Source organism: Dapis brunnea BLCC-M229 (assembly GCF_050015995.1).
Lineage (GTDB): Bacteria > Cyanobacteriota > Cyanobacteriia > Cyanobacteriales > Microcoleaceae > Trichodesmium.
In genome coordinates, this window is the sequence record NZ_JBNHEP010000149.1 from 17,277 (window position 1) to 27,931 (window position 10,655).

Genomic DNA, 10,655 nt, shown 5'->3' on the forward strand with positions numbered 1-10,655 from the left:
CTATGACTATAATTAAGCAACTACCACAAATTAAAATTTGGCAAAGGTTACAAAATTGGTGGCAAAATAACCGAAAAGATGAGAACTCAAGTCACAACTTTATGTTGCGTTTATTCGTCGGTAGTACGACTGTAATAGTTAGTATTTCTGCTTTTTATAGCTATAAAGTTGTTCGGGATTTAATTCTAGATAATTTGAAAGAAAATGCTTTGTTGGAAGTAAAGCTAGGAGCTGATAATATCGATCGATGGTTGGCTAGTAGAAAAGTTGAAACACGCACTACGGGCAATACTCCTAGCTTCCAAACTATGAACTGGTCAATAGTTGAACCTTTCTTAAAATCTAAACAATTGAAATCCCAAGATTTTTTCTTTTTTGCGATGATTAATCCTGACGGTTCTTACTATACTAGCAAAGTCAGCCAAGCTAAAGCTAATCTCAAAGACCGCAAGCATATTAAACGAGCAATGGCTGGCAAAGTAAATGTTTCCGATCCAGTCAATTCTCGTACCCTAAATACCCTTATGGTTTTTATTGCTGCTCCTGTTTGGTCAGACTCTGATAATACCAAACAACCAATTGGAATTATCGCAGGTGCTATCCCAGTAGACCGGATGAGGGAAGTAGTGAATGGTTTGAAATATGGCCCTAATAGTTATGCCTTTGCTCTTAATTCTCAAGGAAAGACAATATTTACCCCTCAGCAAGATATAAACACCAATACTAAAAAACTAATTCCCAATTTTTTGTCATCGGAAAACCTTTACCAGCAGAATATTCCCAGAAAAATGGTTGCTAAGGAAAAAGGAATAGAATTAGTAGAAATAGATCGGCAAAAAGTTTATATTGCCTATGTTCCCATCAAAGAAGCAGACTGGTCTGTTGGGTTAATCATTCCTAGAGCAAATATTGAATCCCAACTAAGAGCATTAAATCTGATGGCAGTGGTAGTGATCGGTTTAGCTGTGACAATGATTATAGTCTTGCTAAAGGTACAGTCATTTGAGCAACAGCAACTCAAAAAGACAAAAGAAGCTGCTGAGATTGCTAACCAAGCAAAAAGTGAGTTCCTTGCTAATATGAGTCATGAGTTACGCACCCCTCTCAATGGTATTCTCGGTTATACTCAAATTCTTAATCGTTCCCATTCTTGGGGGAAAAAAGAACGTAAAGGTATTGAAATTATTCATCAATGTGGTAACCACTTGTTGACTCTGATCAATGATGTTCTGGATATTTCCAAAATAGAAGCTCGGAAACTTGATTTGCAATCCTACGATTTCCATTTGCCTTCTTTTTTGCAAGGAATTGCAGAAATTATTCGCATCAAAGCAGATCAAAAAAGAATTCAGTTAATTTATCAATCAGACCCCAACCTACCCCAAGGTATAATTGCAGACGAAAAACGCTTGCGCCAAGTTTTAATTAATTTATTAGGTAATGCAGTCAAATTTACTGATACGGGTAAGGTGGTTTTTCAAGTACATATCGATGATTCGAGTCATAATACAGAATTATCTGATAGTCACCAGGAGACAATATCTACTCCTAACTCATATCCATCTACAACAATCGAATTTAAAATTCAAGATACCGGAGTTGGTATTCCAGAAAATAAGATTGATACTATTTTCAACCCCTTTGAACAACTAGGAGAGCAAGTTAAGCGGTCTCAAGGAACAGGATTAGGGTTAGCTATTAGTAGTCAAATAGTCAAACTCATGGGTTCACAGATTAAAGTAGAAAGTCAGTTGGATGTTGGCAGTATATTTTCCTTTACCGTTAAATTTCCACTGAGTAGTGATTGGGTGCAATCAGTTTCTCATCTAGAGGGACAACAAATTATTGGTTACACAGGAAACCCAAAAACTATTCTGGTTATTGACGATCGCTGGGAAAATCGCTCCGTATTGATTAATTTGCTTCAACCTATTGGTTTTATTACTGTGGAGGCAGAAAATGGTGCTGAGGGATTAGCTAAAGTAGCGCAACTTCATCCAGATTTAACCATTACAGATTTATATATGCCAGTAATGGATGGTTTTAAGATGGTCAGACAATTGCGCGGATCTGATGAACTAAAGCATTTAAAGGTGATTATCTCTTCAGCTTCTGTATCGAATATAGATCGCCAATACAGTCTTGATGCTGGGGGGGATGATTTTCTTCCTAAACCTGTAAATGCAGAGGAATTGTTTAAGATGATAGAAGCACATTTAGAAATTAAATGGAAATATGCTCAAACAGAAAATATTGAAAATATGGAAATAATTCCCCAATCATCAGTTTCAGATGTGGCTACTGATAATTCTAGAATTGTATCTCCACCACCGGAAGAGTTAGAAATTTTGCTTGACTTAGCAAGAAGGGGGAGCCTGAAAAAGTTGACTAAAAAAGCCGAAAAAATTCAGCAACTAGAGCCAAAATATACTCCTTTTACTGTACCAATTTTACAGTGGGCAGATGATTTTCAAGCTGATAAAATTGAAGATTTTATAATTAATTTTTTAGAGAAAAAGGAGTAAATTAATGTCAATCTCACCCAATTCAGAATATATTTTAGTTGTAGATGATGTTCCAGCTAATCTGAAAGTAATAGTTCAAACTTTAGGTGATGAAGGGTATGAAGTTAGCACAGCAATTAGTGGCGAACGAGCACTAAAGCAAATTTCTTATGACTTGCCAGATTTGATATTACTAGATATACAAATGCCTGGTATTGATGGGTTTGAAACTTGTAAAAGGTTGAAGGAAAATCCTCAAACTAAAGATATTCCCATAATTTTTATGACTGCTCTTTCAGACAGCGAAAGTATAGTTAAAGGTTTTACTTTGGGAGCGGTAGATTATATTACTAAACCATTTCAAGTAGTTGAAGTTCTTGCTAGAGTAAAAACTCACATACATTTACAACAGTTAAGAAATAATTTAGAAAAAGAAGTAGCTAAGAAAACTAATCAACTTACTCAAGCTTTAGAGGAGTTACAAACATCTCAAACACAACTGATTGAAAAGGAAAAAATGTCGGCACTGGGAGAATTAATGGCTGGAATAGCCCATGAATTAAATAATCCTATTGGTGCAATTTCTAATAATTCTCAGCATCTGGAAAACTATATTAAAGATATTCTCCATTTCCTATTTCTTTATCAAAAGTATTATCCTAATCCTGCTGAAGAAATCATTGAAAATGCTGAACATATTGATTTAGATTTTTTGATTGAAGATTTGCCTAATCTTATTACTTCAATGAAGGCAGGTTCCGAAAGGATTAAATTTCTAAGTACATCTTTACGCACATTTTCTCGAAATGAATTAAATAACGATCAAAAAGTTAGTTGTGTTGTCCATAACCATATTGATAGCACTCTATTAATTCTGAATCATCGTCTGAAAGCAAACAAGTATCGTTCAGCCATTGAAGTAGTAAAAAAATATGGGGATATGCCTGAAATTAAATGTTTTCCCGGACAATTAGCTCAGGTATTTATGAATCTAATTTCTAATGCTATTGATGCTATAGATGAGTTTGTTAAAAAAACAGAATTTTATAAGTTTAAATTCCAGCCTCAGATTACAATTTATAGTAGAATAAATCAGGATAAAACAGGAGTAATCATTAGAATTAAAGACAACGGTGTGGGAATGTCAGAAGAAGTTAAGGCAAAAATTTTTGATAAGCTTTTCACAACTAAGGCTGTCGAGAAAGGTACAGGTTTAGGCTTGTCTATTGCTTATAAAATTATGGTAAAAAATCATGGTGGTAAGCTTTGGTGTGAGTCAACTTTAGGCCATGGTTCAGAGTTTATTTTGGAATTACCAATAGGATGATGGGGTGATGGGGGATTGAATATTGAAGTAATTATGGATTTATAAACATATATTGTATAATAGGGTTTGATCTCATATCAAGTTTCATTAATTAGCCATAAGAAAAATTGGTAGTCCTGTAAATGTAGTGATTTAGGCTGGAGGAAGCGAATAGAAAACACTTAACTGGGAATAGAAAAGCCCCTAAATTCTTGATTTCATGCATAATAATCTAATATCCCTAGTTGACCTTTTATCGGAGTATCACTACTTGTACACCACAACCGAAAAATTTTGTTCTGTTTAACCGAAAATATTTTTCAAGTTTCTCCTTGTTCCCTACTTCCTATTCCCTATTCCCTATTCCCTAAACAAAATATTATGGATTTTTACATTGTAGACGTATTTGCTGAAACTAAATATGCTGGCAATCAGTTAGCTGTATTTACTGGTGCTGAAGTAGCCAATCTTTCAGATGAGGAAATGTTACAAATTGCTAGAGAGATGAATTATTCAGAAACTACTTTTATTCTCTCTCTTGAAGAACGAAATGGTGGTTATGATGTGCGAATATTTACTCCTGCTCAAGAATTGCCTTTTGCAGGTCACCCAACTTTAGGAACTGCCTACATTATTCAGCGAGAAATTATTAAAAGTCTGGTGGAACAAGTAGTTTTAAATCTGGCAGTAGGACAAATTCCTGTGAGTTGGAAAGGTGAAGTTTTATGGATGCGTCAAAATGTACCGACTTTTGCTCAAAAACATCAAGTAGAAACTTTGGCAGAAGTATTAAATCTAGAGGTAGCTGATATAGATATGAGATTTCCTATTCAGGAAGTTTCAACAGGGATACCTTTTATCATTGTGCCTTTAAAAACTTTGGCAGCTTTGAAAAAAGCTAAGGTGAATTTGGATAAATATTATCAATTTATTCAAACAGCTAAGGCGACAGAAATTTTGATATTTTGCCCAGAGACATACAAAGATATTGATGATTTAAGTGTGAGAATGTTTGCGCCCTATTTAGGAATTACTGAAGACCCGGCAACGGGCAGCGCTAATGGTTGTTTAGCGGGATATTTGGTTGAATATAATTATTTTAATCGGAGCAAAATTGATATTAGGGTGGAACAAGGATATGAAATTAATCGACCATCTTTATTATTGTTACAAGCTGAGAAAAAAGCAGAGGAAATAGAAGTATTTGTAGGTGGAAATGTTTTGATGGTTGCTCAAGGAAAATTTGTTGCTTGAAACAGGAGTCAGGAGGGAAGAGATTTTAGAGGACTCACGAGTTAGGAGTTAAGAGTCAGGAGGGAAGAGATTTTAGGGGATTCAGAAGTCAGTCCTCAGAAGTCAGGAGGGAAGAGATTTTAGAAAGGTATTGAAATATTTTCTAAATCATCTCTCTTTGACTAATATCAAGTCTCATTAATTAGCCGTAATAAAAACGTTCTTTTCTCTCGCGCGAGAATATTTTTGAAATTTTCCCCTACTCCCTACTCCCTACTCCCTAATCCCTAAATTTTTATTGTGGTTATTCAAAGAGACATGATATAAAAGACTGTTTGTAAAATAAGTATTAACAGAGCATTGAGTGACTAAAATCTCAAAGTGGTAATACTTCAAAGGATTGAAATCTCCTAGATACAGAGGTGTTCGGTAGATATATTCCTAGATTTATAAGTGACAAATAGTTGTCTTGATTTCTTCCAGCTTGTTCCCTATTCCCTGTTCCCTGCTCCCTGTTCCCTATCTCCTTTTATCTTTCCTGATACATTCAATCTCTAAAAAGAGAGATTTACCCAAATTTTCCTTGTTCCAGACTTCAGCCAAAAATCTATAGTAAAAAAACAGTATTAATTATGAGTCAATGTCTGAATCCTGACTGTCTAAATCAAAATCCACAAAACACAAATTTTTGCCAAAAATGCGGGTCAAAATTGCTTTTGGCCGAACGTTATCGGGCTGTAAAAATTATCGGTCAAGGTGGTTTTGGTCGAACTTTTAAAGCAGTGGATGAATTTAAACCATCTCAACCATTTTGTGTAATTAAACAGTTTTTCCCGGAAGCTCAAGGAACAGAAAATCTGGAAAAGGCAGCAGAATTATTTGCTCAAGAAGCAGTTAGATTAGAAAGTTTAGGAAAACATCCCCAAATTCCCGAATTATTGGCATTTTTTACTCAGGATAATCATCAATATTTAATTCAAGAATTGATTGAAGGGAAAAATTTACAGCAGGAATTAGAAACAACAGGTCAGTTTAATGAAACTCAAATTTGGGAATTATTAAATGATTTATTGCCAGTCTTAGAATTTATTCATTCTCAACAGGTAATTCATCGGGATATTAAACCGGAAAATATTATTAGACGACCTGACTATTCCCAGAAAAAAGGAGAATTAGTATTAGTAGATTTTGGGGCAGCTAAATATGCAATTCCTAATAGTTTGGCAGTGACAGGAACGGTTATTGGTTCTGCTGGATATGCTGCGCCGGAACAAGCTGTGGGAAAGGCAATGTTTGCTAGTGATATTTATAGTTTGGGGGTAACTTGTATCCATTTGTTGACTCAAGTTGAACCCTTTGAGTTGTTTGATGTGAGTGAAAATGATTGGGTTTGGCGAGATTTTTTAGGCTCTTCTATAAGTGATGATTTGGGTAATATTTTAGATAGGATGATTGTCGGAGCAACTAAGAAAAGGTTTCAGTCAGCAGCGGAAATTTTGCCATTGATTAAACCGAATGTTTTTGATTCTTCACGGTCCGAAAAACAGGTCAGTAATTTTTCTCCATCTGCGTCTATTCCAGAAGTAGAATTAAGTTCAGAAAGGGGAGTAGATTATAATGATTTGCGTAATTTTTTGGCTGCTAAAAAATGGCGGGAAGCAGATATAGAAACTGCAAGGTTAATGTTAGAAATAACTCGCCAAGAAAGTCGGGGTAGATTAAGTATTCGTTCAATTGATAATTTTCCCTGCACTGATTTACAGACTATTAATCAACTGTGGATAAAATATTCAAATGGTAAGTTTGGCTTTTCTGTGCAAAAAGAGATTTGGGAAAGTTTTGGTACTCAAACCTTTTATCTAACTTATGAGAAATTAGGCGATCGCTTGGGTTGGCATTCAATTTTCGGTTGGACTAACTACGATAATTTAATATTTGATTTGGAGAAAGCGCCGGACGGTCATTTACCTGCTATGTTTGCCATGAGTGGGAATTGGGTATGGTTTATGGAGTTAGGAAAGTTATTTTCTGCTCTGAGAAAAAGACTCAAAATTTGTCAAATATAGGTAGTCCTGTATATATATAGCAATCCTATTTTATTCGTGGCAAAAATCTTACTGCTTTTTAGGCAACAGGCAACAGGCAACAGGCAACAGGCAACAGGCAACAGGCAACAGGTAAGAGTTTCACTTTTTTATTTACTTTTTAGTCTGTCACAACCTATTTAGGATTGCTATAGTGATTTATTGTCGAGAAAGGGAACAGGGAAAAGGGAATAGAAAATATCCCTAATTTACCAAAAAATAAGGTCTAAAGCCTCCCCTTTTAAGGGGATGAAAAAAATAATTGGTTCATTATTTCAATCCTGATGGTTCAGCCAGAGGTACTGATGACTGATAACTGATAACTGATAACTGATAACTGAAATGACAGGTTTTCAAGGAATAGTATTTGTAGACTACTTGAATTTTTATAGGGAAAATTACTACTTGTACACTACTACCCTCAATTTTATATTATTTGCCTCCCTTTTTTTTCTTCTTTCTTTATCCCTTCTTCCGAACTTATACTATTTGTAAAAAATATCGCTCGGGGTTGGTATTACCATTTTCATTTTTTATTATTCAAGCAAGAAGAGATTAACAATGGCACAGATAATTCAAGCTCAAAATATAGACTTACGCTACTTAGTCGATAACTTTAATATTCAGTTAGTTGAAGATGATAATTTTTTCTCTGAGTCGCGAGAAAATTTGCCAGAAATAACAGAGATGGAAAAAAAACTTTTAGATAAGGTTAGAAGAGGGTTTATTAATTTACTTAATTATCCACCACTTTTAGAAGATGTAGTCAAAATGTCAGTTCTAGACCCGATTTTATTTATTGGTGATTTTTATCTTACACCTTTCTATGTTAAATCAGAACAGCCAATAGAAATAGAGAGTGAAAATGATGGAGTAATTATCAAGGGTAGAATTGATACTTTAGTATTAAAAGACCAACTTTGGGTGATGGTAATTGAATCAAAAAAAGCTGCATATTCTGTGGAGGTAGGATTAGCTCAAATATTAGTATATATGTTGGGAAATACTCACCAAAATAAACCTAGTTATGGTCTGATTACCAGTGGTGGAGAGTTGACTTTTATCAAATTAGTTAAGGAAGAAAACCCTATGTATGGAATTTCAAATTTATTTGCAACTAGAAATCCTGGAGATTTGTATCGGGTTCTGCAAATTTTGAAGCATTTAAGTCAGATTGTTGTGAATAGCTAAATGTTCAGCAATTAACAATGAACAATTAATAATTAATAATTACCCCTTCTTGAAACGGATAGGATTGGCGCTCAAGGAAATTTTTTGATTTATCCCCTTGAAAGGGGAGGCTTTAAACCTTAATTGTTGAATGAATAATTAATTATTGACTACCAACTCTTAATTATTAATTATTAACTATTAATTATTAATTATTCGGTAAGTATTAAGCCGTCAGGTATTGGGATTTACACAACTTCTATAGACAAAGTGATTATGCTGTGCTATAGTCCAAAGGTAGCTAATATTAAGGTATTACTGAGGGGAAAAAATATTTTATTTCATATCAAATGCCATAACTTAAATTTTTTGAGTTATTGTCTTAGTATCGAGACTTTAATCTTTATAATAATTGGCTAAATTAACTACAAGTAAATCTATTAATTTAGAGGTTGACAAACTGTAAGCTTTATAACTAATAATGAAGGCAGTAAAACTATGATTGAAAACAACAATTCAGTTGGCGAGATACTTTCTCAAGACGACACTTTTGGTAACAATGTTGCTCAAACATTTGATGCTGCTCGCCGTGGCGATAAAGAAACAATACAAATCTTACTTCTGCAAGATATTAGTTTAGTCAATGTTAAAGATGAAGGCATTCAAACTACCCTTTTGCATTTGGCTGCTCATCGGGGTTACTTAGATATTGTCAGGTTACTATTAGATGCTGGTGCTGATGTTAATGCTGTAGAAGGTAACTTTAGTAATAGTACCCCATTACATTGGGCAGCTACAGGAGGTCATTTAGAAGTAACAAAACTTTTGGTCGAAAGGGGTGGGAATATTAATGTAAAAGATAACTGGTATAACCTAACTCCTGTAGGGTGGGCAACTATTATTAAGCTATTTCCCCCGGAGGGTTATCTTAGCACTCGTCACCAAGAAGTTAGGGAATATTTACTTAGTAGAGGAGCGCAGTTAGATATTTTTTCAGCGATCGCTCTTAACCAAATCGATTTTGTTTGCTCTTTAATTGAGGCAAATCCAGAAATACTAACTCATAGATTGGGTTTTTTTGCTAAAAATGAATCGCAGCCTCTCCATTTCGCAGTAGAAGAAAATCTGACTCAAATGGTGGAACTTCTTTTAGAAAAAGGTGCCGATCTTAATGCTCAAAACGGTTGGGGTATAACGCCTTTATGTTTGGCTACTGTAGCTGACAACCAAACAATAATTAAATTATTAATGGCAAAAAATGCTCAAGTCGATTTAGCTACAGCAATTGTTGCGGGACAATGGGAACAGGCTCAAGCTTTACTGGATGCACAGCCAACTCTTATTTCTGAAAAACCATTATTAATCCACTACACTATCGAACAAGGTTTAGTATCAGCAACGTCTTGGCTTTTGGAAAGGGGAGTAGATATTAACATTAGAGCTAGATACCAATTAGGCGATCATGTTGTTAGTTTGACTCCTTTGCACGCTGCAATTAAAGCCGAGGGAATTGAAATCGCTCGCATTCTTTTAGAATCTGGAGCAGATGTTAACGCCAAGACTACAGGAGAACTAGAAATAACTTCTCTACGCGCTACAGCATTCACAGGAAATTTAGATTTAATTAGACTGTTGGTAAAGCACGGTGCTTAATAAATGTTTGCTACAAATGAATAGGCTATTTATTAGGAGTCAGGTGTCAGGTGTCAGGTGTCAGAATGAATGGCTTGAATACCATTTTTTAGTTCGTAAATTATCTTTTTTTGTCAAAGGGGCATCTCCTGTAATACCATTTCTCAAAAACTTTTCTATATTTGATTTAAGTAGAGGAGTGGGGGAGTAGGGGAGTGGGGGAGAAGTAAAAACAAGAATAATTAACGCTAAATTTATTCAAACTAACAAAAAAGTAATTACCTTAGTTTAATTACTTAATAACTGAAGTTTTATCCAAGTATACCATTACTTTTGGTAATTGGTATAAAATATTTTTATCGTCCTTACTATTCGTAACATTCTTTTTTCAAAATAGAACAATAGTTAATTTATTTCCTGAAGCATCCTGCCTGAGGTGATGGATGGGATATTTTTCTTCTATTGCGGATAGAGCAATAGTAAATTCATTTACTGAAGCACCCAGGCGGAGGTGATGGATGGTGAGATTTTTCTTCTGTTGCAGATAGAGCAATAATAAATTCATTTACTGAAGCACCCCGCTGGAGGTGATGGATGGGATATTTTTCTTCTGTTGCGGATAGAGCAATAGTCAATTCATTTTATGAAGCACCCAGGCGGAGGTGATGGATGGTTAGATTTTTCTTCTGTTGCGGATAGAGCAATAGTCAATTCATTTGCTGAAGC

Annotated in this window: 6 protein-coding genes and 1 pseudogene; 6 read left to right on the forward strand and 1 reads right to left on the reverse strand. The window is 34.7% G+C overall.

Annotation, left to right across the window (positions count from 1 at the left end; translation table 11 throughout):
- Positions 1 to 203: 203 nt before the first annotated feature.
- From ACP6PM_RS17335 to ACP6PM_RS17360, 6 genes and pseudogenes are all read left to right on the forward strand, one after another.
- Positions 204 to 2,525 (forward strand): annotated as a pseudogene (locus ACP6PM_RS17335) (hybrid sensor histidine kinase/response regulator); the annotation flags it as partial.
- A gap of 4 nt (positions 2,526 to 2,529) precedes the next feature.
- A complete protein-coding gene (locus tag ACP6PM_RS17340) occupies positions 2,530 to 3,831 on the forward strand; it encodes a hybrid sensor histidine kinase/response regulator (protein WP_426586750.1) in 1,302 nt (433 codons plus the stop codon).
- 360 nt (positions 3,832 to 4,191) lie between these two features.
- Positions 4,192 to 5,064, forward strand: a complete 873-nt coding sequence (locus ACP6PM_RS17345) for a PhzF family phenazine biosynthesis protein (protein ID WP_426586752.1) — start codon at positions 4,192 to 4,194, stop codon at positions 5,062 to 5,064.
- A 611-nt stretch (positions 5,065 to 5,675) separates the two neighbouring features.
- Positions 5,676 to 7,109, forward strand: a complete 1,434-nt coding sequence (locus tag ACP6PM_RS17350) for a GUN4 domain-containing protein (RefSeq protein ID WP_426586754.1) — start codon at positions 5,676 to 5,678, stop codon at positions 7,107 to 7,109.
- A gap of 579 nt (positions 7,110 to 7,688) precedes the next feature.
- Positions 7,689 to 8,318 carry a restriction endonuclease subunit R gene (locus ACP6PM_RS17355; RefSeq protein WP_426586756.1) on the forward strand — a complete coding sequence of 210 codons (630 nt, stop codon included), beginning with the start codon at positions 7,689 to 7,691 and terminating at the stop codon, positions 8,316 to 8,318.
- Between the two features lie 477 nt (positions 8,319 to 8,795).
- Positions 8,796 to 9,950, forward strand: a complete 1,155-nt coding sequence (locus tag ACP6PM_RS17360; RefSeq protein WP_426586758.1) for an ankyrin repeat domain-containing protein — start codon at positions 8,796 to 8,798, stop codon at positions 9,948 to 9,950.
- A 367-nt stretch (positions 9,951 to 10,317) separates the two neighbouring features.
- On the opposite strand, the gene ACP6PM_RS17365 is transcribed toward ACP6PM_RS17360, so the two are convergent.
- Positions 10,318 to 10,494, reverse strand: coding sequence for a hypothetical protein (locus ACP6PM_RS17365; RefSeq protein WP_426586760.1), 177 nt, complete (start codon positions 10,492 to 10,494; stop codon positions 10,318 to 10,320).
- Positions 10,495 to 10,655 lie beyond the last annotated feature (161 nt).